This is a genomic window from Streptosporangium nondiastaticum, assembly GCF_003011965.1.
Lineage (GTDB): Bacteria > Actinomycetota > Actinomycetes > Streptomycetales > Streptomycetaceae > Streptomyces > Streptomyces nondiastaticus.
Map to the genome: position 1 here is coordinate 1 of NZ_PXWG01000008.1, position 21,793 is coordinate 21,793.

17 protein-coding genes are annotated in these 21,793 nt (G+C 71.7%); 10 read left to right on the forward strand and 7 right to left on the reverse strand.

The genetic code is table 11. The features are described 5' to 3' along the window. The first annotated feature begins 320 nt into the window (after positions 1-320). Positions 321-1,541, forward strand: coding sequence for a thiolase family protein (locus B7P34_RS05870; RefSeq protein ID WP_106674723.1), 1,221 nt, complete (start codon positions 321-323; stop codon positions 1,539-1,541). Continuing rightward, positions 1,538-3,667 (forward strand): 3-hydroxyacyl-CoA dehydrogenase NAD-binding domain-containing protein, encoded by a 2,130-nt coding sequence (locus tag B7P34_RS05875; RefSeq protein ID WP_106674724.1) that lies wholly within the window; start codon positions 1,538-1,540, stop codon positions 3,665-3,667. The genes B7P34_RS05870 and B7P34_RS05875 overlap by 4 nt, the downstream gene beginning before the upstream one ends. Before the next feature lie 60 nt (positions 3,668-3,727). Here the strand turns inward: B7P34_RS05875 and B7P34_RS05880 are convergent, their stop codons facing one another. After that, on the reverse strand, positions 3,728-3,922 hold the full coding sequence (locus B7P34_RS05880) for a DUF397 domain-containing protein (protein ID WP_106674725.1): 195 nt from the start codon (positions 3,920-3,922) through the stop codon (positions 3,728-3,730). Further along, positions 3,906-4,742, reverse strand: a complete 837-nt coding sequence (locus B7P34_RS05885; protein ID WP_106674726.1) for a helix-turn-helix domain-containing protein — start codon at positions 4,740-4,742, stop codon at positions 3,906-3,908. Before B7P34_RS05885 ends, B7P34_RS05880 begins: the two co-directional genes overlap by 17 nt. Before the next feature lie 133 nt (positions 4,743-4,875). Between B7P34_RS05885 and B7P34_RS05890 the strand changes: the two genes are divergently transcribed. Continuing rightward, positions 4,876-5,061, forward strand: coding sequence for a hypothetical protein (locus tag B7P34_RS05890; RefSeq protein WP_106674727.1), 186 nt, complete (start codon positions 4,876-4,878; stop codon positions 5,059-5,061). Positions 5,062-5,064: 3 nt separating this feature from the next. On the opposite strand, the gene B7P34_RS05895 is transcribed toward B7P34_RS05890, so the two are convergent. After that, entirely contained in the window at positions 5,065-6,255 is a 1,191-nt protein-coding gene (locus B7P34_RS05895; protein ID WP_106674728.1) for a hypothetical protein, read from the reverse strand. Continuing rightward, on the reverse strand, positions 6,252-6,731 hold the full coding sequence (locus tag B7P34_RS05900; protein WP_106674729.1) for an SH3 domain-containing protein: 480 nt from the start codon (positions 6,729-6,731) through the stop codon (positions 6,252-6,254). The genes B7P34_RS05895 and B7P34_RS05900 overlap by 4 nt, the downstream gene beginning before the upstream one ends. A 132-nt stretch (positions 6,732-6,863) precedes the next feature. Here B7P34_RS05900 and B7P34_RS05905 point away from each other — a divergent pair, with 132 nt between their 5' ends. Beyond that, positions 6,864-8,402 (forward strand): serine/threonine-protein kinase, encoded by a 1,539-nt coding sequence (locus B7P34_RS05905; protein ID WP_146166746.1) that lies wholly within the window; start codon positions 6,864-6,866, stop codon positions 8,400-8,402. Between the two features lie 78 nt (positions 8,403-8,480). Next, positions 8,481-9,086, forward strand: a complete 606-nt coding sequence (locus B7P34_RS05910; RefSeq protein WP_106674731.1) for a mycothiol-dependent nitroreductase Rv2466c family protein — start codon at positions 8,481-8,483, stop codon at positions 9,084-9,086. Here B7P34_RS05910 and B7P34_RS05915 read toward each other — a convergent pair. Together B7P34_RS05915 and B7P34_RS05920 are read right to left on the reverse strand one after the other, a co-directional pair. Continuing rightward, positions 9,079-11,982, reverse strand: a complete 2,904-nt coding sequence (locus B7P34_RS05915; protein ID WP_223267548.1) for an NACHT domain-containing protein — start codon at positions 11,980-11,982, stop codon at positions 9,079-9,081. The genes B7P34_RS05910 and B7P34_RS05915 overlap by 8 nt on opposite strands. Positions 11,983-12,139: 157 nt before the next feature. Beyond that, entirely contained in the window at positions 12,140-13,198 is a 1,059-nt protein-coding gene (locus tag B7P34_RS05920; RefSeq protein ID WP_106674733.1) for a hypothetical protein, read from the reverse strand. Positions 13,199-13,419: 221 nt separating this feature from the next. Here B7P34_RS05920 and B7P34_RS05925 point away from each other — a divergent pair, with 221 nt between their 5' ends. The 5 genes from B7P34_RS05925 to B7P34_RS05945 all read left to right on the forward strand — a co-directional run bounded on the left by B7P34_RS05925 (position 13,420) and on the right by B7P34_RS05945 (position 19,275). Continuing rightward, entirely contained in the window at positions 13,420-15,741 is a 2,322-nt protein-coding gene (locus B7P34_RS05925; RefSeq protein ID WP_223267549.1) for a cache domain-containing protein, read from the forward strand. Positions 15,742-15,744: 3 nt separating this feature from the next. Then, complete coding sequence (pgsB, locus tag B7P34_RS05930) at positions 15,745-17,049, forward strand: poly-gamma-glutamate synthase PgsB (RefSeq protein WP_106674734.1); 1,305 nt, start codon at positions 15,745-15,747, stop codon at positions 17,047-17,049. Beyond that, the gene (locus tag B7P34_RS05935) at positions 17,046-17,528 is read left to right on the forward strand and encodes a poly-gamma-glutamate biosynthesis protein PgsC/CapC (RefSeq protein ID WP_106674735.1); all 483 of its coding nucleotides are present in this window, start codon (positions 17,046-17,048) and stop codon (positions 17,526-17,528) included. Before pgsB ends, B7P34_RS05935 begins: the two co-directional genes overlap by 4 nt. A gap of 29 nt (positions 17,529-17,557) precedes the next feature. Continuing rightward, entirely contained in the window at positions 17,558-18,646 is a 1,089-nt protein-coding gene (locus B7P34_RS05940; protein ID WP_106674736.1) for a C40 family peptidase, read from the forward strand. Between the two features lie 98 nt (positions 18,647-18,744). After that, a complete protein-coding gene (locus B7P34_RS05945; protein ID WP_146166747.1) occupies positions 18,745-19,275 on the forward strand; it encodes a DUF4878 domain-containing protein in 531 nt (176 codons plus the stop codon). Between the two features lie 51 nt (positions 19,276-19,326). On the opposite strand, the gene B7P34_RS05950 is transcribed toward B7P34_RS05945, so the two are convergent. After that, on the reverse strand, positions 19,327-21,435 hold the full coding sequence (locus B7P34_RS05950) for a tachylectin-related carbohydrate-binding protein (RefSeq protein WP_189382513.1): 2,109 nt from the start codon (positions 21,433-21,435) through the stop codon (positions 19,327-19,329). Positions 21,436-21,793: the final 358 nt, after the last annotated feature.

The window sequence follows — 21,793 nt, forward strand, 5'->3', positions numbered from 1 at the left end:
CGGGTCCCCGCGGGGACCCGGGGCACAGCCCTTTTCCGGCCCCCGTACCCCCGGGGCCCGGGGGCTCACCCCCGGTTTCAGGAAAGGGCGGGCCAGGGGATCACCCTCGGCCGCGACGGCGCGCGACCACCGCAAATGCCACCGGCCGTGCCGAACCCGCAGTAGCCCCTCCCGTTCACGGAATGTGACCTTCGCCGCTCCCGCCGAGGGGGCTGGGCAACTTAGTTACCCGTAAGTAGCATGGCCGGTGTCAGCCCGCACCGCGGCGGAGCCGTCCAGGCATGCCCGCGAGCAGCGATCCCGCACAGGAGGAGAGCCAAGTGCCTCGTACCGCTAGGGACGTCGTATTCGTCGACGGCGTCCGCACCCCGTTCGGCAAGGCGGGCCCGAAGGGCATCTACCACGAGACCCGCGCCGACGACCTCGTCATCAAGTGCATCCGTGAGCTGCTGCGCCGGAACCCGAACCTGGACCCCGCCAAGATCGACGAGGTCGCCATCGCCGCGACCACGCAGATCGGCGACCAGGGCCTGACCCTGGGCCGTACGGCCGGCATGCTCGCGGGCCTGCCGCAGACCGTGCCCGGCATGTCCATCGACCGCATGTGCGCCGGCGCCATGACCGCCGTGACGACCGTCGCCGGCGGCGTCGCCTTCGGCGCGTACGACATCGCCCTCGCGGGCGGCGTCGAGCACATGGGCCGCCACCCGATGGGCGAGGGCGTCGACCCGAACCCGCGCTTCCTCTCGGAGAAGCTGGTCGACGAGTCCGCCCTCGTCATGGGCATGACGGCGGAGAACCTGCACGACCGCTACCCGCAGCTCACCAAGGAGCGCGCGGACGCCTACGCGGTCCGCAGCCAGGAGAAGGCCGCCAAGGCCTACGCCGACGGCAAGATCCAGGCCGACCTCGTGCCGATCTCCGTGCGCCGCACCACGCCCGAGGGCGGGGAGCTGGGCTGGGGCCTGGTCACGGCCGACGAGCCGATGCGCCCGGGCACCACCATGGAGGGCCTGGCGAACCTCAAGACGCCGTTCCGCCCGCACGGCCGGGTCACCCCGGGCAACGCCTCGGGCCTCAACGACGGCGCCACCGCCTCGCTGATCGCCGCCGAGGACGTCGCGCGCGAGCTGGGCCTGCCGGTCCGCATGCGCCTCGTCTCGTACTCCTTCGTGGGCGTCGAGCCCGAGGTCATGGGCTACGGCCCGATCCCGGCGACCGAGAAGGCCCTCGCCAAGGCGGGCCTGACGATCGACGACATCGGCCTCTTCGAGCTCAACGAGGCCTACGCGGTGCAGGTGCTCGCGCTCCTGGACCACTACGGCATCGCCGACGACGACCCGCGCGTCAACCAGTACGGCGGCGCCATCGCGTTCGGCCACCCGCTGGCCTCGTCCGGCGTCCGTCTGATGACCCAGCTGGCCCGCCAGTTCGAGGAGCAGCCGCACGTCCGCTACGGCCTCACCTCGATGTGCGTCGGCCTCGGCATGGGCGGCACGGTCATCTGGGAGAACCCGCACTTCGACGGAGGCAACAAGTGAGCACCACCGCTGAACTTCTCAAGGGTGCGGCGGAGCTGTTCCCCGACGAGGTCGTGACCCAGGCGCACGTGCGCCACTTCGACCTCCCCTTCGGCGCCGGGCGCTTCGCGCTCATCACGCTCGACAACGGCCTGGACCACACCAAGCCGACCACCTTCGGCCCGCAGTCGCTCGCGAACCTGGCCGCCGCGATCGACCAGGTCGAGAAGGAGGCCGCCGAGGGCTCCATCACCGGCATCGGCCTCACCGGCAAGCCGTTCATCTTCGCCGTCGGCGCCGACCTCAAGGGCGTCGAGCTGCTGAAGAAGCACGAGGACGCGCTCGCCATCGGCAAGGGCGGCCACGACGTCTTCAAGCGTCTCGCCTCCCTCGCCGTCCCGACGTTCGCGTACTACAACGGCGCGGCCATGGGCGGCGGCGTCGAGGTCGGCCTGCACTGCACCTACCGCACCGTCTCGCGCGCCATCCCCGCCTTCTCCCTGCCCGAGGTCTTCCTCGGCCTGGTCCCCGGCTGGGGCGGCTGCACCCTGCTGCCGAACCTCATCGGCGCCGACCGCGCGGTCTCGGTCATCATCGAGAACTCGCTCAACCAGAACCGCCAGCTCAAGGGCGTGCAGGTCTTCGAGCTCGGCATCGCCGACGCCCTCTTCGACGGCGCCGACTTCCTGGAGCAGTCCCTCATCTGGACGGCCCGCGTCCTCAAGGGCGACGTCCAGGTCGACCGCGCCGAGATCGACCGCGGCGAGGCCTGGGACCAGGCCGTCGAGCGCGGCCGCTTCATCGCCGACTCCAAGGTGCACGGCGCCGCCCCGGCCGCCTACCGCGCCCTGGACATCATCGCCGCGGCGAAGAACGGCGACCTGCGCCAGGGCTTCGACGCCGAGGACCAGGCCCTCGCGGACCTGATCATGGGCGACGAGCTGCGCAGCGGCATCTACTCCTTCAACCTGGTGCAGAAGCGCGCCAAGCGCCCGGCCGGTGCCCCCGACCGCTCGCTGGCCCGCCCCGTCACCAAGGTGGGCGTCGTCGGCGCCGGCCTGATGGCCTCCCAGCTCGCGCTGCTCTTCGCGCGCCGCCTGGAGGTCCAGGTCGTCCTCACCGACATCGACCAGGAGCGCATCGACAAGGGCGTCGGCTACGTCCACGGCGAGATCGACAAGCTCCTCGCCAAGGGCCGCATCGGCAACGACAAGGCCAACCGCCTCAAGGCCGCCGTCACCGGCTCCCTCGACAAGGCCGCCGCCTTCGGCGACGCGGACTTCGTCATCGAGGCCGTCTTCGAGGAGATGGGCGTCAAGCAGCAGGTGTTCGCCGAGGTCGAGGCGGTCGTCCCCGCCCACACCATCCTGGCGACCAACACCTCCTCGCTGTCCGTCAGCGAGATGGCGTCCAAGCTCAAGCACCCCGAGCGGGTCGTCGGCTTCCACTTCTTCAACCCGGTCGCCATCCTCCCGCTGCTGGAGATCGTCCGCGGCGAGAAGACGGACGACGCCTCCCTGGCCACGGCCTTCGCCGTCGCCAAGAAGCTGAAGAAGAGCGCGGTCCTGGTGAAGGACGCCCCGGCGTTCGTCGTCAACCGCATCCTGGTCCGCTTCATGGGCGAGATCCAGAACGTCATCGACGAGGGCACGCCGGTCGCTGTCGCGGAGAAGGCCGTCGAGCCGCTCGGCCTGCCGATGTCCCCGCTGGTGCTCCTGGAGCTCGTCGGCCCCGCGATCGGCCTCCACGTCTCCGAGACGCTGGCCGGCGCGTTCCCCGACCGCTTCAAGGTCTCCCCGAACCTCGCCGCGGTCGTCAAGGCCGGGAAGCGCGGCTTCTACGTCTACGACAGCGGGAAGCCGGAGCTCGACCCCGAGGTCGCGGCGCTGCTCAAGCAGGGCGACAACGTCCTGACGGAGGAGCAGGTGCGGGCGCGCGTCCTGGAGGCGGTGGCCCAGGAGATCGGCATCATGCTGGACGAGGGCGTCGTCGCCGAGGCCCAGGACATCGACCTGTGCCTGATCACCGGCGCGGGCTGGCCCTTCCACCTGGGCGGCGTGACGCCGTACCTGGACCGGGTCGGCATCGCCGAGAAGGTCAACGGCAAGCGGTTCCTGCCGCGGGGCGTTGCTTCCGTTCCCGCGTAGCGGGAGCTAAGCCGGAGGGCCGTACGGGGTTTCCCCGTACGGCCCTCGTTTGCGTTGGCGTCAGACGGCCCTGACGAAGGCGGCCCAGGCCGCCGGGGAAAAGGCGAGGACGGGGCCGCCGGGGGTTTTGCTGTCGCGGACGGGGACGATGTCCGGGGATGCGGATGGTGCCCATTCAAGGCAGTTGTCACCACCATTGCCGCTGTAGCTGGACTTGGCCCATACCGCGCGGGATATGTCAGGGATGGTAGCCATCGGGTAATGCCTCCATGACGGACCTGATGAATGCCGCCGAGTCGGCCGGCGACAGGGCGCTTGCGCTCAGGAGATCGTAAGCACGGTCGCGTGTGACGAAGTCGGTTGCGTCTTCCAGCAGGGTCCCGGTGGAGATCGACTCCTCGTAGGCGACTTGTGTCCCATCGCGCAGGGTCAGCAGGGTCAGAGTGCCGCCCACCAGGCCGTGGCCACCGTGGGAGAACGGCAGGATCTGAACCGTGGTGGTCGAGGTGAGGGTCAGCCCGGCCAGCCGGTCGAGCTGAGCACGCATGGTCTTCGGGCCGCCGAAGGAACGCCGGATCACACCTTCGTCGAGGATGAAGGAAATGTCCGGCTCCGGGTCCTCCCGCAGGAGGGCCTGTCGTGACAGCCGGGCCGTCACCAGTTCCTCGATCTGGTCCGATGTAGCCCGAGGGTTGTATGCCTCGAACAGGGCCCTCGCATATTCTTCCGTCTGCACCAGACCCGGGACGATCTGCCCGGTGTATTGCTGAATCAGGCGCGCCTGACCCTCCAGCTCCATTCGGCGACGGAACTGATCCGGATGGATCTCCTTCCGAGCGAGCTGGTACAGCTCGACGAAAATGCCGTCCGTGCCGAACTGGGCGTCCAGCAACGCCGGAAGCTCCGGCGGCGGCATCGACTCGGCCGTCTCCACCCTCGCCAAGTGACTCCTGCTGAAGTTCACAATCTCGGCGAGCCGCTCCAGGCTCATATTTCCGCGATACGCGCGCATCTTCGCCCCGAACAGATGCCGGGCGGACCGGTCCGGCGTCAGCGTGCGTGGTCGTGCGGGCATGCACGTACCCCCTATCTCCCCTGCTCAGGCGAGGGACATGAACTCCTGGTGGTCGACGTCTCTGCCCGGCAACCCTAGTTATCTGAAGGGGAGTTGCCCGCTGGCAACGAGCAAGACACAACGGAGGCCGGACATGCTGAACGAACGTGCGAATGCCCACCCGTACGACGACGAGGGCACCCGCACGAAAACAACCGCCTCCTGCCTGACGTGCGCCGTCCTCGTCATGAAGCGCGCCGCCGCCCTGCGGCAGGGCCTCGCCGCGGTCGAGGAGATCGAGAGCCGACGCCGGGAACACCTCCGGCAGGAACACCGCTGAGGCTCACCCCGTGCGCACACCCCTGAGGTCGTACGTGGTGCCGGACAGCACCATGGTGAGGGTGTACGACGGCGAACCGTTCGTGACGCCGGTGAACTTCCCCCTCAGCTTGTAGCTCTCGTGGGACGTCCGGTTGCCACTGCCGGGCGTGGTGTCGGTAATGTCGGTCCAGAGGTCGTAACCGGTTTCCTCGACCGTGCCGTCCTGCTGGATCCAGGCCTGCATCGGGCCGATCTTCATGTTGATCACGCTGGCCACGCCCGTGGTCGCCGGTGTCCAGTTCGCGGCAGTGAAATTCACGGTGATCCTCCCGGCATCATCGATGCCGGGCCCGCTCGGGTCGCTCACCTTCGTCACCGTGACGTAGCACTCGGGCTTCTCGCACTTCGCTCCGTTCGCGGTCCCGTTGTAGTCACCGTTGATGTTGAAGGAGGCGGAGGAGGGAGACGACGCGGACGGCGAGGTGAAGTGGTTGTAGGCCCAGTACGCGCCGACCGCCACGGCCGCGATGACGGCGATGCCGATGAGGACGCGGCCCACGCGGGAGGCGCCGACGCCGGCGACGGCTTCGGCTCCGGCGCCCGTGGCCGCTTCGCCGCCCGCGAGCGCTTCTTCGCCCGCCGCGACGGGGGCGGCCGGCGGGGGGAGGTCCGGGGCCGCTGCCGGACCGCCGGGTACTTCCGCGACCTGCGGAACGGGGGTAACGGCGTCGTGCGCCACATGGACGGCGCCGGGCGGCCGTACGATCCCTTGGCGAGGGAGCTCGGGCACGGGAACATCGGGCACAGGGGCATCGGGACCCACGCCGCCGGGACCGGGCCCCTCCGGAACCTGTGGTTCGGGAGGGGCGCGGCGGGCGGGGCCCACCTTCTCAAGCCTCCGCCATTTCGCGTCGAGCCGGGCGTCGAGATCTTCCAGGTACGCGCGGCAGGCGTCCGGTCCCTGCGACAGCGTCTCCCGCGCCTGGTCGATCTTTTGCAGAGTGGTCTCCATGTTCTCCTGGAGCATGCGGAACTCAAGCCTGGCCTGATCCGCTGTCAGCCCGTACTGGCCGCCCGGCTTGCCTGCCAGGAAGTACTCCTCTTTGTTCGCCAGAATCATCTGCTGGGTCTTCAGCAGTTGCTGAAGACTCTTGATTCTTTCCTGCACCTTTTCCATCAGGATCAGGTTGTCGAACGCCGCCCACTGGCTCATGACCGCTCCTCGAATGTCACGTGGCGCAAAGTGACTCCGTCGTAGCGGTGCCAGCCATGGGCGAAGTCCCACATCCACGCCTCCCCGTCACGCAGGACGAGCCCGGCGCGGAACGCCTGGGCGTGGAAGGACTCGGCGTCGATCCGCCCGTCCTTCACGTCTTCAAGCAGTCGCGAGCAGGCCGACAGCGCGCCCTGTAGCTGCGCTACCAGCTCCATGGCATCGGCATCGACGGACTCGTCGGGCGTGATCGCCTCCAGATGCCGCCCGTCGGTCCAGCCCTGCGGGCCGCCGCGGGCCGTGAGCCGCACCCAGCCGTCGGGCCGCCGCTCGACGACCTGCACTTCCGTACCGCCGGGGAGTTCTGCGACCGGCTGCTGCTCCGCATCCGGACCCGGATCCGGCAGGTTCCACAGATCCGCGCCCCACGCGGGGACCGTATGGGTGGCGACGAATCCGTCATTCGCGCTGGTCATGGCATGGACCCTTCCGAGGGGCCCCTGAATTCAGCCTGGCACCGCGGGCCCGGCGGATCAAGGGGATGCGGATGAGGCGAACCCCGGCCCGGCGGCGCAGTATGGGATCAGGGAGCACGAAGGGATCGCACCGTGAGCACGCAGGGCGGCCCCGGAACCGGTGGGAGCCCCGGGCCGGACCGCGGAGCGGAAGAATTGCTGGCCGACCGGTACCGGCTGGGCGGGACGCTCGGCGACGGCACCATGGGCACGGTCCGGCGGGCGGTGGACACCGCACTCGACCGTGACGTCGCGGTCAAGGAAGTGACCGTCAGCGGTCTGCCGCCCGAGGAGCTCGCCGCTCTGTACTCCCGCATCCTGCGTACGGCCCGGGCGGCGGCCGGGGTCCGGCACGTCAACGCCGTCACCGTCTTCGACGTGCTGGAGCAGGACGGCCGGCCGTGGATCGTGATGGAGCTGGTCGACGGGCGCTCCCTGGCCGGCGTCCTCTCCGGGGAAGGGACTCTCCGGCCGCGCGATGCGGCCCGCCTCGCCCAGCCGCTGCTGGGCGCCCTGCAGCAGGCGCACCGCGTCGGCGTGCTCCACGGGGACGTCACACCGGCGAGCGTGCTGCTGGAACACAGCGGCAGGGTGGTGCTCACCGGCTTCGGCCTCGCCGTGTTCGAGGGCCCGGCCGATCTGGCCCGCATCGTCAGCGCCGTCGGATCGGCCGCGTACGTGGCGCCGGAGCTGACCATGGGCCCGCCCGGACCGCCGTCGGACCTGTGGTCACTGGGCGCAACGCTGTACAGCGCTCTGGAGGGCGGGCCCCCGTTCCAGCGCGCGACGGATGCCGAGACCCTGGAAGCGGTGGCCGCCGATCCGCTGCCGCCGCCCCGGCACGCCGGACCACTCACCCCGGTGGTCGAGGCATTGCTGCGCAAGGACCCGGATCAGCGACCGGACGCCGAGCAGGCCCGGCGCATGCTCGCCGACGCGGTCGCCGGACCGTCCGTCACCGCGACGCAGCCGATCACTCCACCCCCGTCCCCGCCTCCACCCCCTCCCCCGCAACGCGTGACACACGAGACCCGCCCGCCACCGACCGTCCCCGTAGCGCCACCGGTCCCGGTCCCTGCTGCGGGAGGCACCGGCCCGGGCGGTCAGGCCCCGCACCCTCCGGGCGCACCCGCCGGCAGCCGCCCCAGGCGCAAGGCGCGCATACGCGCCCTGATCACCGCGGCCTCCCTTCTCCTGGCACTCATCGGCGGCGGAATCACCGTGTGGAAACTGACCAGCAGCCCGCACCATGCTCCGCAGTCCGTACCGTCCACGGCCCCCAGCACTCCGCCGTCCGCACCACCCGCACCACCCGCCCCGGCCCAGCCGCCCAGTGGCACGCCCGCCGCCGCTCCCCAGCAGGTGGTGCAGGACTACTACGCCGCCATCAGCAACCGTGATTACCGGCGCGCCTGGGACCTCGGAGGCAAGAACCTCGGTGGTTCCTATGAGGAGTTCGCCAAGGGTTTCGCGACCACCGCCTCGGACTCCGTCACAGTCACCTCCGTGTCCGGCAACACCGTGGGCGTCCAGCTCGACGCGACGCAGACGGACGGATCGCACCGGTATTTCTCCGGCACGTTCACGGTGAACAACGGCGAGATCGTCTCGGCCGCCGTGCAGCGCCGCTGACCCTGTCGGATTGGCCCACGATCTACGGAGGGAAATGGCCCTGCCCACCGGTCCACCTCCTCCCGTAGCCTCAACGTCATGACACACAAAGTCGACTTCTACTTCGACCCCATCTGCCCCTTCGCCTGGATCACCTCCCGCTGGATCCTGGAGGTCGAGCGCCACCGCGACCTCGACCTGCGCTTCCGCGTCATGAGCCTCTCCGTGCTCAACGAAGGCCGTGCCGATCTGCCCGAGCGCTACCGCAGACTGCTCGACGTGGGCTGGGGTCCGGTGCGGGTGTGCACGGCCGCGGCGCAGGAGCACGGGGAGGGCGTGCTGCGCGACCTGTACACGGCCCTCGGCACGCGCATCCACAACGATGACGGCGAGGTCTCCGACGAGCTGATCCGCAAGGCCCTGGCCGACGTCGGCCTCCCGGAGTCGCTCGCCGACGCGGCCCGTTCGGCCGACTACGACGAGGCGCTGCGCAAGAGCCACCACGAGGGCATGGACCCGGTCGGCGAAGAGGTCGGCACGCCCACCATCCACATCGACGGGGTCGCCTTCTTCGGGCCCGTCCTGACCGCGATCCCGCGGGGAGAGGAAGCCGCCCGGATCTTCGACGGCGTGCGGCTGCTGGCCGGTTACCCGAACTTCTTCGAGCTCAAGCGCACTCGTACGGGCGGCCTGGACTTCAGCTGACCGGGCTTCGGCCCGAGGCCCCCGCCGGGGCCGCCCGGCGTTCGTCGTCGGCCGCCCCGGCCAGCCGCTGCTGGAGCCGCAAGTGACGGAACTCGTAGTGCGCGCCCGACTGGCGCAGCACCCCGCGCCGGTGGGCCTCTTCGAGGAAGGCCATGAGCCGCCAGGGCGCACGGCCGGTGACGGCCAGCCAGATCCGGGCCGTCAGCAGGCGGCCCCACGCGCTCAGCGCGAGCGCGGACGTGCCGACGGGCACCCAGAGTTCGGTGTGCATGGTGCCCAGCGCGCCGCCGCTGCCGACCACCGGGATCAGCGCCAGGCAGACGCCGCCCGCGAGCACGGCGGCGATGGCGCTGCGCGCCGCGGTGGCGGCCCGGTCGGTGCGCAGGGTGCTCTGCGGGCCGGCGGCCCGGAGGGTGTCGGAGGGGGTGCTCAGGGCGCGGTAGACGCCCGAGGCACAGCCTCCGATGGCACCGACCAGGACGCCGAACTCGGCGAGCGGGCCCACGACGTCACCGATGACGGCCGGCGTGCTGCGGTACGCGAGCCACAGCTGTACGGGGTGCGGCAGTTCCGACACCACATTCCAGGCGTCGGCAGGGGGGTGGCCCGCCGTGATGAGCACGGGCCCCTCCCGCTCCATGCGGATCCGGACCGGCTGACGGAAGGGCTCGGGCGTGCGCCCGTTGCGGGCGATGCCGGAATGGCCCGGTACGGCGAGCGGCTTGGTGTGCGCGCCGCGGGGCAGCAGCTCGCCCGCGTACGGCCCCGGGGAGTCGAGGGTGCGGATGCCGCCTGGCGACACCCGGGGGCGCCAGCCGTCGGTCCGGCCGGTGTCCGTGAGGGAGGGCGCCGAGCGGATTTCGTACGCCGCGATCGCGCCCGCGATGCCTCCGACGACCGCACAGCCGGACACCGCGATGAGCGAGCAGACGGCGAATCCGCGCAGGAGGCCGCTTCCGAAGCCGCGGAGGACGGCGACGGGGCCCGTGAACGGTGCCGCGGCCCGTTCCCCGTGGCGCTGTCCGGCCAGGCCCAGGAGCAGGCCCGCCACGAAACAGATCAGGGCCGGTACGACGAGCCGGACGGCCAGGAGGACCGGTCCGGCGGCGGCGAGGCCGATCGCGAGCGCGCGGACGGCCCCGGGGCCGCTCGCGCTGCCGGCCCACGGCAGGCCCAGCGGGGGCGGGCGCCGGGGCAGCCCGGCGACGGCGAAGAGCATGGACAGGATCAGCCCGAAGGCGCATCCGTTGAAGAACCAGATGGGCCGGGGCGTGATCGCGTCCCCCAGCCTCATGCCGAAGAGCGGCGGCGCCAGGAAGCCGGCCACCGCGGCGAGGGGCGCGGCGAAGGCGGTCATCGTCACCGCCGTGCGGGCCAGCCGGCGAGGCCCTTGCGGCGTGTCCGCCGTGGCGGGCAGCAGGCAGGCGAACCCGCAGCACAGGCCCAGGAAGATGCCCGTGAAGTGCAGGACCATCGACAGCGTGCTGTCCCAGTTGCCGACGACCCCCCTTCCGTACCAGGCCATCGGCACCAGCAGCGCGGCCGTCGCGAGGAGGGCCGTCAGGGCGGGGCCGGTCACGCGCAGCGCCCCCGGCATCGCGTCCGGCACCTCCCACCAGGCGAGCCGCCACGTGCCGCGCTGCCGGTCGTGGCCGTCGAGGTCGCGGGCGAGGCGGCGGAGCCAGCGGTGGGCCGCGTCCGGCCGCCAGGTGCTTCCGGGCGCGTCGCCGAAGGCCGCCGGGACGAAGGCGTCCAGAAGGTGTTCCTCGATGCTCTCCGCCGTGGGGAAGCGCGCCGTGTCCAGGAGTTCGGCCGGGTCGCGGGAGGTGTCCCCGTAGACGGTGCGGGCCAGGGCCACCATCAGCGGCGTGCCCAGCACCTCGGTCAGCGGCCCCGGGGGCGCCTGCAGCACCGGCGTCCACGAGGTCGAGCCCCGGCCGTCCGGCCGCGCCGTGCGTTCCAGGTACGTGCGGGCCGTGCCGAAGTCGAGGCGGCGCAGCTCGACGACTTCCGCGGCGGTCAGGACGTCGCCGGCCTGCACGGCGCGGGTCCAGGCGGTGGTGCGGCAGGTGAGCAGGACGGGCAGCCGTTCGTCCAGCTCCGCGTTGAGCCGCCGCATCGCCTCGCCGTGCGCGGGCGGGGGAAGCTCGTCGAAACCGTCGAGCACGGGCAGGACGAGGCCGGCGTCCAGCAGGTCCCGGGCCAGGGTGCCGTCGCCGGACGGGGCGGCCAGCGTCCGGTACTCCGCGGCCAGCCGCTCGGCCAGCCACGCGCGCAGGGTGAGGGCCCGCGGATTCCACCCGGCGAGCGGGAAGAGCACCGGCACCGGGCCGCCCGGCTGCCGTGCGGCGAGCATCCCGAGGACGAACTGCACGGCCAGGATGCTCTTCCCCGCACCCGGCCCGCCCAGGACCACCAGCCGCCGCGACGGCACCGCGGCGAACGCCTCGACGACGCGGCCGAGCTGCTGGTCGCCGTCGCGCGGCGGGGGCAGCAGCCCGCGGCGGATGTTGCCCTGGTGGTCGGCGAGGGGCGGGCCGACGCGGGACCAGCGGACGCTCAGCGGCTCAGGGTCCTGCAGCCGGCGCAGCTGCGCCTCCGCCGCCCACTGGCTGCGCACCGCCTCGGCGAGGGCGTCGGCCGCGCGCCGGCGGCGGTCGGCCGGGTCCGGCGCGTCACCGCCTCCGGGACCGTTCAGGAGGTCGGCGACGAAGGCGAACGCCGAGACGACGGCCGAGACCACGGAGATCCACGTCGCCGTGCCGGTGCTTTCGACGTCGCCCTTCCACAGCACGACGGCCAGCGTGATCAGGGCCGCGCAGGCCAGCCCCAGCCCGATGCGCCGTTGCACGTGCGTCCGGCGCAGCGGCGACCCCGGCGCCATAGGCTCCCCCACTCCGCAATCCCCCGTCCGCCCCGGGCGGGCGGCACCGGCGGCCCGGGGCGGGCCGCCTGCATGGGGATCAGGTAACCCGTCCTTCTCGGCCCCCGGGCGGAAATCCGCGGAAGGCCACCCGGCAGAGCGACCGGGGCCCGCCGGGCGGAGCGAGCCGTCAGCCCCGCTCCGGCCCCCACTTCTTCACGATCTCCACCAGCGCCCGCACCGCCTTCGCGACGAGCCCGTCGTCGTCCCGTACACGCCGGTTGTGCTCGACGTGCACGAACGGCACGCCGGCCTCCCCCGCGTACTCGCCCTCGACGTTCGTGCGGCCTTCGAGGCGGCCGCAGTAGCGCTCCCAGACCTCGCAGACGCGCATGCCCTGCGCGCGGTAGGCGGCGGCGAGGCGGCGGGCGGAGGGGAGGCCCGCTTCGCCGCTGCCGGGGGAGACGACGACGTCGTGGTCGGGGAGGCTGCTGTCGGCGAAGCCGTGGACCTGGACGGCGGGGAGGCGCCGGTCGGCAAGGGCGTCGGCGACGGCGGCGAAGACGGAGTCGCGGCGGTGGGCGACGTCCGCGGCGTCGGAGCCGGCCCCGGAGTCCGCCGCGCGGTGGGCGCCGGCGAGGACGAGCACGCCGCCGGGGGCGCCGCGCAGGAGGCCGATGCCGAGCTGCTCGGTGCGCTGGTCGGCGGAGGGGTGCGGGACCTGGACCTGCCAGCGGGCCGGGCCGCGCAGGTCGGCGTAGACGCGGCCCCAGCCGCGCCGGACCTCGCCCTCGCGCGTGGCGTCGGCGATCTCCGCGTACCGGGCGCCGCCGCTGTCGGTGAGGGTGCGGACGGCGTACCCCACGCCCGCGAGGCGGCGGGCGGCCGCGGCGCGGTCGCCGTCGAGGAGGGCGCGGACGCCGTCGGCGACGGCGCGGCGCTCGCGCTCGGTGGGGACGCGGTAGCTGCCGTCGGCGGTGATGCCGGCGGTGTAGTCGGTGATGTGGCGGCCGAGGTCGACGCTCCCCGCGGGCTCGGGGGTGGACTTCCGCACCGCGGGGGCGTCCTTGTGTCCGTCCGCAGACGCCGGCGACGGGCCGCCGCAGCCGGTGGCCCCCATGAGGGCCGGCGCGCCGAGCAGCACGCAGGACAGCACGGCGCGTGCGGCGCGGGCGGCACGTTCGGAGCGTGCGGCGCGGGCGGCGGAGGCGGCGGAGGCTCCGCTGTCGGTGGCCGGCTGGGTCGTCATGCGGGCAAAAGTACCCCGGGAGCGACCCCCTCCCGCGCCTTTACTTCAACTCCGTCCGCAGCGCACGCATATGACACACACACCGTCAAGATTTTGTCGATACTTTAACTTCCACTTAGAATTCAGCGGTTCCCGTTAGTTCATCCTGATGTGCGGCAAGCGGAACAAGGCATTCCGCCGACCCGGCAATGCCGAGCCGCGGCCGAAAGGAATACCCAGGAATGCCGCTGTCCGCCCCGCGCGGCGCGCGCCGGCGCAAGCTGCGCCGACGCGCCGACATGCCTCTTCTCGGCGGCGCCCGCCCGCCGATCGCCGCACTTCTCGCGCTCCTGCTGCTGGTCGCGGGCGCGACCGCCCTCGTCCTGGGCGACCACGACCGGACCGTCGTCGACAAGGCCGTCCTCACCTCGCAGCAGCGGGTCGCGGAGGACGGCGCCCTCGCCCTGCGCGCCTCCCTCGACGAGAGCGTCACCGACCTCCAGCGCGCCGCCGCACTCTTCGCCGGCCCCGAGGCCGTGCCCGCCGACACCGTCCTGGACAAGCTCGGCAAGGTCTACAACAAGTGGCGCGGCCTCGCCGTCATCGACCCCGCCGGCGGCACCCTCCTCGCCGCCCGCGGCGAAACGATCCCGCTGGCCGACGCCCTGACGGACAAGGGCGACAGGGCCGACAAGGCAGATAAGACTGATGGGGCTGCTAGGGCCGATAGGGCGGGCAACTCCGGCAAACAGGACGGCGGCAAGGGCGGCGGTGCCACCCCCCGCCTCGTCAAGCTCCCCTCCGGCGACACCCGCATGCTCGTCACCGCCGCCCTGCGCGGCGGCGACAAGCCGCGCCTCCTCGTCGCCTCCGGCACCCTCAACGTGCCGGGCATCTCCACCGGCGAGAACCGCTCCCTGCTCGTCGTCGACTCCGCCGGCACCGTCCTCGCCAAGGACGGCCCGTCGATCGCCCGCACCGCCTGGGCCAAGCGCGCCGCGAAGACGGCGGCCGCGGCCTTCACCAAGACCCCCGAGCCCGGCGGCCACCCCGGCGCGAGCGGCCGGCTCATGGGCGGCACGGACAAGCACCGCACTGCCGTGGGCTACGCCGCCGCCGGCCGCGCGCCCGGCGAGACCAGCCCCGCGGGCGGCCTCGGCCTGTCCGTGGTCACCTCGGTCAAGGTCACCGAGGACGCCAAGGCCGTGCGCACCCAGGCCTTCGGCCTCGTCGCCGCCGCCGTGCTGCTGCTCCTCGCCGTGCTCGTGACGTGGATCCTGATCCGTACGGTCCAGCGCCCGCTGATCGGGCTGTACCTGGAGAGCCGCCGGCTCGGCCGCGGCGAGCTCGACCGGCCCGTCCGCGCGTTCCGCGGCCGCGAACCGGCCCGCATCGGCGCCGCCCTGGAGAGCCTGCGCGGCCAGCTCCTCGGCGGGCGCCCCACCCGCACCGGCCGGGCCCGCGGCGGCATCGGCACCCGCACCACCGTCATCGTCTGCGGCGTGGTCCTGCTCGCCTGGGCCGCCCCGCTCCTGCTGCTGCTCAACCGCGCCGGCAGCGGCGTCGCCGTGCCCAAGCAGCTGGTCGAGGACCAGCGGCGGCGTACGGACACGGCCGCCGACCGCGTCCGCAAGGCCCTCAACGAGGGTTGGGCCGACGTCGCCTCCGTCGCGCAGATCGTCGGCGCGGGCAGCGAAAAGGGGGACAAGGGAGATAAGGGGGAGAAGGAGGCCAGGGAGGACGCCGACGCGGGCAGCGCCACCAAGGCCGTCCTGCAGACCACCCTGCGCGAGCACACCCGCTACCGCTCCGTCTACGTCCTCGACGCCGACGGCAAGGTCCTCACCCGCGCCGGGGCCGCCCCCCGCCACCCGGCCGGGCGCAAGCCCTACGCGGACTCCGTCGCCCAGCTCAACACCTCCGGCAAGGAACCGGCCGTCGCCGCCTACGCGGCCGTTCCCGGCGGCAAGGGCCGCACCGTCGTCGGCGAGTACGACCCGCAGTTCCTGATCTCCATGGTCACCCGGCCCGGCCTCGGCCAGGTCTGGCTCGTGGACGACAAGCACCGCATCGTCGCCGCCGACCGCCAGCACGGCTTCCGCGCCTTCTCCAAGCTGCCCGGCAAGCACCTCGACGACCTCGTCACCAAGGCCCGCAAGGACACCAACGGCACCGCCCTGCTGCACCGCGCCGACGGCGGCTCCTCCCTCGCGGCCGCGGCGTCCTTCACCGGCGGCGGCGCCGTCCGCGACCTGAACTGGCAGGTCGTGAGCGAGCAGCCGGCCTCCTGGCTGGAGCTGCCCGAGTACACCGCGCAGCGGCACACCATGCTCGCCGGCCTGCTCGGCGTGACCGCCGCCGTGGCCTGCCTGGGCTGGCTGCACATCATCGTCGTCCGCCCGCTGCGCACGCTCGCGGACCAGGCCGAGGCGCTGGCCGGCGGCGACCGCAAGACCGTGCTGTTCCCGCAGCACCACGACGAGGCGGGCGCCGTCGTCCGCAACCTCGAACTGATCCGGCAGCAACTGCGTACCGCCGAGCGACCGCCGGCCGGAAGGAACTGACGCGTGCTCTTCCTCTACACGGTCCTGGTGATCTGCTGCGCGATCGTCCTGGTCGCGGGCGTGATCGAGCAGCGCCGGCACTTCACCAACCTCGACATGATCCCCACCCGGGTGCTGATCAACGGCATCCGCGGCAAGAGCTCCATCACCCGGCTGTGCGCGGGCGCGCTGCGCGGCGGCGGGCTGGTCACGGTCGCCAAGACCACCGGCACCGCGGCCCGCTTCATCCACCCGGACGCCACCGAGGAGCCCGTCTACCGCAAGTTCGGCATCGCCAACGTCGTCGAGCAGATCGGCATCGTGCGGCGCGCCGCCGCGTACCGGCCGCACGCGCTGGTCATCGAGTGCATGGCCGTCATGCCGGCCCTGCAGGAGGTCAACCAGACCAAGCTGATCCGCTCCACCATCGGCGTGCTGTGCAACGTCCGCGAGGACCACCTCGCCGAGATGGGCCCCACCCTGGACGACGTCGCCCGCTCGCTGAGCCGCTCCATGCCGCACGGCGGGATCTGCGTCACCGCCGAGCGCGACCGGCTGCACATCCTGCGCGAGGAGGCCGCCAAGCGCGACTGCCGGCTGATCGCCGTGGACCCGGAGACGGTGACCGACGCCGAGCTGCGCGGCTTCAGCTGGTTCACGTTCAAGGAGAACGTCGCCATCGCGCTCGCCGTCGCCGAACTCCTCGGCGTCGACCGCGCCACGGCCCTGCAGGGCATGTACGACGCGCCGCCGGACCCCGGCGTGCTGTCCGTCGAGCGCTACCTCACCCCCGAGGGCATGCCCTTCCGGTTCGCCAACATCTTCGCGGCCAACGACCCCGAGTCGACCCTCATGAACGTCGAGCAGCTGCTCAGCCTCGGCGCCATCGAGCGGCCCCTGCACGTCCTCATCAACTGCCGCCCGGACCGCGTCGAGCGCAACGGCCAGATGGGCGAGCTCATCCCGCGCCTCGCGCCCGAGTCGGTCTTCCTCATCGGCCACCCGACGAAGAGCGCCGCCGACGCGATCCCCGCGGAGTGGCGCTCGAAGATCGTCGACCTGGGCGGCGACCGCCGCGACCCGGCCGAGCTCGAACGGGAGATCCTCGGCCGGCTGGGCCCGGGCGCGTCGCTCATCGCCATCGGCAACATCCACGGACAGGGCGAGCTGCTGCTGGAGCGGCTGGCGGAACTGCCGGCGGACGAGGAGACGGAGCCGACGCGGACGCAACGTCCGGAGGAACCCCAGGTATACGTCCCAACCTACATAGACCACCTAGACCACCTAGACCAGATAGATCACATAGATCGCACAGGAGACTTCCGTTGATCCCCGCCGTCCTCACCCCGGAGATCGCCGCCATCGGGATCGCCCTGGGCCTGCTGTTCTCCCTGGTCTGCTACCTCACGACGAACCTCTCCCCCGGCGGCATGATCACCCCCGGCTGGCTGGCCCTCACCCTCGTCGAGAGCCTCCAGCGCGCCGCGATGGTCGTCGGCATCACCGTCCTGACGTATCTGGCCACCCTGCTGCTGCAGCGGTACGTGATCCTCTACGGCAAGCGGCTGTTCGCGGCGGTCGTCCTGACCGGCGTCCTGCTGCAGGCGACGCTCTACGTGATCCTGCAGCAGCAGTTCCCGCTGATGTACGCGAACCAGACGCTCGGCTTCATCGTCCCCGGCCTGATCGCCTACCAGCTGGTGCGCCAGCCGCGCGGCGCGACCCTGCTGGCCACCGGCACGGTCTCGCTCGCCAACTACGTCGTCCTGACCGCCGGCATCCTGCTGGGCTTCATGCCCACCGCCTGAGCCCTACGGACCCTACGGAGCAGAGCCCCATGAAGAAGGACCGCAGGCGCAAGAAGCGCCTCACCGGCCGTCACGCCCTCCACACCCTGGTCGTGCTCGGCCTGCTCGGCACCAGCGCGTACCTCACGGTGGAGCTGCGCGAGAAGCAGGACGGGACCGCGCCGCCGGTCCAGTCCGTCTCCGGCACCGGCACCGGCACCGGAGCCGCGCCCGGCGGCAAGCCCGCCGCGGGCGAGCGCCGCTTCGAGCGGCTGGCCAGCCCGGCCCGCACGGTCGTGCGCGCGGCGGACGGCGGCGTCCTCGCCACCTTCACCGACGGCGCCCGCACCGCGGTCCTCACCGGCGCGAGCCGCACCTTCACCGAGCCGAAGTACACGGACGCGAAGGTCACCACGGACAGCTGGGTGCGCCTGCTGCCCGAGGCGTGGAAGGAGGGCGCCGAGAACGCGGCCTGGTTCAAGGACTGGTTCAGCACGTCCCTGGGCAGCAAGGACCCCGACATCTTCGCGTTCGCCATGGAGTACATCGAGGGCGCCCCGCAGAAGAAGGACGCCAAGGGGATCCCGTACTCCGGCGACGCCCAGTTCGGCCCGCTCAACCCCAACGGCTCCGTCGCCGGCGACCTGCGCCTCGAACAGTCCGACTTCTACGACTACCTGGGCATCCCTTACCGCTTCCGCGACGGCACCGTCGAACAGCCCGAGGCGGCGCGCTACCGCTCGATGGACTGCTCGGGCTTCGTCCGCACCGTCTTCGGCTACCGGGCGCGCTACCCCCTCATGTCCAAGGACATCAAGGGCGACGGCCTCCCCCGCACCGCCAACGGCATGGCCCGCCTCTCCCCCGGCGTCCCCGTCCTCGAACTGACCGGCAAGCGCCCCGACGCCACGGACCGCCTGCAGCCGGGCGACCTGGTCTTCTTCGACATCGACAAGCGCACCGGCGAACGACTCGACCACGTCGGCATCTACATGGGCCTCGACACCGACGGCAAACCCCGCTTCATCTCCAGCCGCGAGGAGGCCAACGGCCCCACCTTCGGCGACAAGGGCGGCACGGCCCGCCTGGACGGCAACGGCTTCTACGCAGCCGGCCTGCGGAGCGCGAAGCGCCTCTGACGGCACCTCAGCAATACCAGGCCCAAATATTCCGTTTGCCGGAACTCCGTGTCAGACTTGCCCGGTTCACAGGTGATTCGCGAGAGAAATGTGAGACCGTGCCCGAGCAGGTGAAGTCCTCGTCCGGAGAGCGGAGCGCAGGAGAACGGATCAGCCGTGCGGCTCACAGCACCGGCACGCGGCTGTGGTCGACCCGCAGGCGCCGGCTGACGACGATCGGCACCTCGGCCGCCCTGGTGGCGGCGGCCGTCACCGGCGTCCTGGTCCTCCGGGACAGCGACCCCGGCGCCGAGCCCGGCGCCAAGGGTGCTCGCAAGCTCGTCATGGCGTACATCGACGCGCTCGCCGACGACGACATGCGCGAGGCATGCCATCTCCTGCACCCCAAGGTGGCCTCCTCCATGGCTCAGGCCGACGGCGGTTGCCCCGGAGCCATGCGGTCCCAGACCGGTGACCGGCTCAGCGGCAAGGAACGGAGCAAGGTCGGCGACATCGATGTCGGCGCGGCCCGGGTCGAGGGCGAGGGCAAGGTCGCCCGCGTCGAGGTCAGCGCCGGGTCGGGTGGCTCCAGGAAGAGCACCGTGACGGTGGAGCGCGTCGACGGGCACTGGCGCGTCCTGGAGGACTGAGCAGAGCCGCGCGAGCAGTGGGCGGGAGGCACGCCTCCCGCCCACCCGCCGCTACCGGCCTTCCGTCACCACCGGCTTGCCGTTGCGGGACTTGGCGGTGACTCCGCCGGTGAACACCGGGTCGGCCGGAACGCTGCGCTTCGGCCTGGTCAGGGACCGGGGCTGGGCGCTGCTGCCGTCCGCGTCGGAGAGCCAGTACATCCGCTCCAGGCCCTCGGTGTCGATGTAGAACACGGCCCACTGGCCGTCGGCGAGCTGTACCACCGCGGGGTCGGTCGCCGCCTGCTTGGAGGCCACGAGACTCCACCGGCTGAAGTCACCGTCCGGTCCCAGCTGACGGGCGTAGTGGACGTAGCCGCTCTCGTCCCGGACGACCACCCCGAGTGTTTTGTCCTGGTTGACGGCGACCGCGGGTGAACCCGTCGTCTTCACGCCGGACAGGACGGTTCCGTCGCCGAAGAAGCCGTTGAGCGGAAGCTTGGTGTCCGCGTCGGTACGAGTGGCCTCCCTGGCCGTCCAGATCTCGCCATTCTTGGTGCGGGCGAAGGCCATGACCTTGCCGTCGGCCCCGCGCGCCGCGGCCGGCGTGCCGCCGAGGCCGCTCACGTCGGAGGCGCCCCAGACCCACCAGCCCTCGCGCTTGGCGTCCGCACGGTTCATGCCGAGACGGCCCTGCTTGTCGAGCCCGAGGATGAACGGGCGCTCGGCATTGACGTCCACCGAGGCGGCCTGGCCCGCGCCGGCGAAGGACGACTTCTCGTACCCGGCGGGCATGGAGGAATAGGCGTCCCGGGTGCGCCACGGGATGAAGTTGTCGCTGTTCGGCGTCTGCTGGTTCAGGTACCACATCTTGCCGTCGCGGTCGAAGGCGTGGACCGCAACGATGCCCTGGGTGTTCCTGGTGACGGTGGGCGCACCGGTGAAGTCGCCGCCGAAGTCCGTCAAAGCGGACCAGACACCGCCCGCTTGACGCTTCGTCATCCAGATGTGGCCGTCCTTGCCGAGGACGAAGGCCATCGGGGTGCCGTCCGCCTGCTCCATGACGACCGGCTGGTCGACGATGTCCCGCGCGCCGGGCACGGTGCTGTACGCCACGGTGCCCAGGTCCCTGGGGTCGCGCTGGACACCGTTGACCAGCCAGCCGCGTTCGTCGACGTAGAACTGCTGAATGAGCTTGTCGCTGCCCTGCCGGATCGCCGCGGGCATGTTCGGCCGCGGAGCGACAGGCGCCTTCGCGGGCTGGGCCGGGGTCTTGCACGCGTCCGTGGACACGGAAACACCGTGGTACTTATCGGCATCGAAGTTCCAGCCGGCCTTGCGGCCCTTGGTGTCCACCCACGCGCCGGTGTTGACGTCGTAGCGGAACCAGTAGAGCGAGCCGTCGGAGTAGAGGCCGTAGAGGGTGCCCCCGCCGGCCGAGCGGATCTCCCGGAAGTTCTCCCAGCCGCCCATCCAGGCCTGCGACTTGAGCTCGAGCCACTGCTGGCGGTCGACGTCGTAGCGGTAGCGGTACATGTCCTTGCCCTGGCGAGCGAAGAGCAGCCCGTCTCCGGCAGCGACGATGAGGTTGAACCCGCCCCAGTTGCCGGTGTCGATGATGCGGCCGTTGCCGGGCACCGGGGCCCCGGTCTTCTCGTCGTAGCGGTAGAGCCGCAAGGTGCCGTCGTCGTGGACGGCGAAGATGTTGCCGCGTTCGTCGATGGTGACGCGGTTGCGACGGGCGGCACCGTTGAGGAAGTTCCCCCAGCCGCTGTCGATCTTCTCGCCGGGAGGGGTCCCCCAGCTGTTGGTGGCCGGATCGTAGCGGTGACGGTACAGGCCGCCGTCGGCGTTGATGCTGTAGATCCAGTTGCCGGGGCCGCCGAGGGTGATGCGGGGAGGGCCCCAACCGCTCCCGTCGATCCGCTTGCCGATGACGGGCCAGTTGAAGGACCCCTGCGCGGCGTCGGCATGGGAGAAGAAATCGAGCTTCCCGTCGGGGGTCGGGCCGTACAACTGGACCGGTCTGCAGCTCACTTGCGCGGAAGGGACAGGAGTGGACGGCACGGCGTCGGCCGTGGCGGTGGGAGCGCACACCAGCCCCAGCGGCAGAGCGGTGACGACTGCGAGGGTCAGCGCCGCCACGCGGGCGGCGGACGGGCGAGGGCGACTCAGAAGCATCGAGGGCACTTTCTGACGGGGCGACAAGGCCCGGCCGGGGCCGAGGTCCCGGCCGGAGGACGGCGGGGCGGGATGCATGTAATCACACCCGATGTGGCTACCTTTGGGGCAGTTACCCTCGATGAGCATTGATGACGGCAAAACGACCATAATGCCCGCTCTTGCTTTCGGAGCGTAGTCGGTGGCGCTTTAACTACCCCTGCCTCTTGCATACCTGATCTTTACTCAGATACAACATCGTCTCAATGCCCGCCATCTCATGGTTGTGGCTCCCTGTGGCGACCTATGCCCATATGCCGATGCATGTCCATATGCAGGCTCGCCACGTCCGGTCGATGGGTGGGGTGTGTTCTCCGTG

What these genes read in the sequence shown, in the direction of transcription:
- B7P34_RS05940 (WP_106674736.1), top strand. Translation starts at nt 17,558, where the DNA reads ATGAAGAAGGACCGCAGGCGCAAGAAGCGCCTCACCGGCCGTCACGCC.
- B7P34_RS05925 (WP_223267549.1), top strand. Translation starts at nt 13,420, where the DNA reads ATGCCGCTGTCCGCCCCGCGCGGCGCGCGCCGGCGCAAGCTGCGCCGA.
- B7P34_RS05890 (WP_106674727.1), top strand. Translation starts at nt 4,876, where the DNA reads ATGCTGAACGAACGTGCGAATGCCCACCCGTACGACGACGAGGGCACC.
- B7P34_RS05885 (WP_106674726.1), bottom strand. Translation starts at nt 4,742, where the DNA reads ATGCCCGCACGACCACGCACGCTGACGCCGGACCGGTCCGCCCGGCAT.
- B7P34_RS05880 (WP_106674725.1), bottom strand. Translation starts at nt 3,922, where the DNA reads ATGGCTACCATCCCTGACATATCCCGCGCGGTATGGGCCAAGTCCAGC.
- B7P34_RS05895 (WP_106674728.1), bottom strand. Translation starts at nt 6,255, where the DNA reads ATGAGCCAGTGGGCGGCGTTCGACAACCTGATCCTGATGGAAAAGGTG.
- B7P34_RS05900 (WP_106674729.1), bottom strand. Translation starts at nt 6,731, where the DNA reads ATGACCAGCGCGAATGACGGATTCGTCGCCACCCATACGGTCCCCGCG.
- B7P34_RS05910 (WP_106674731.1), top strand. Translation starts at nt 8,481, where the DNA reads ATGACACACAAAGTCGACTTCTACTTCGACCCCATCTGCCCCTTCGCC.
- B7P34_RS05950 (WP_189382513.1), bottom strand. Translation starts at nt 21,435, where the DNA reads ATGCTTCTGAGTCGCCCTCGCCCGTCCGCCGCCCGCGTGGCGGCGCTG.
- B7P34_RS05920 (WP_106674733.1), bottom strand. Translation starts at nt 13,198, where the DNA reads ATGACGACCCAGCCGGCCACCGACAGCGGAGCCTCCGCCGCCTCCGCC.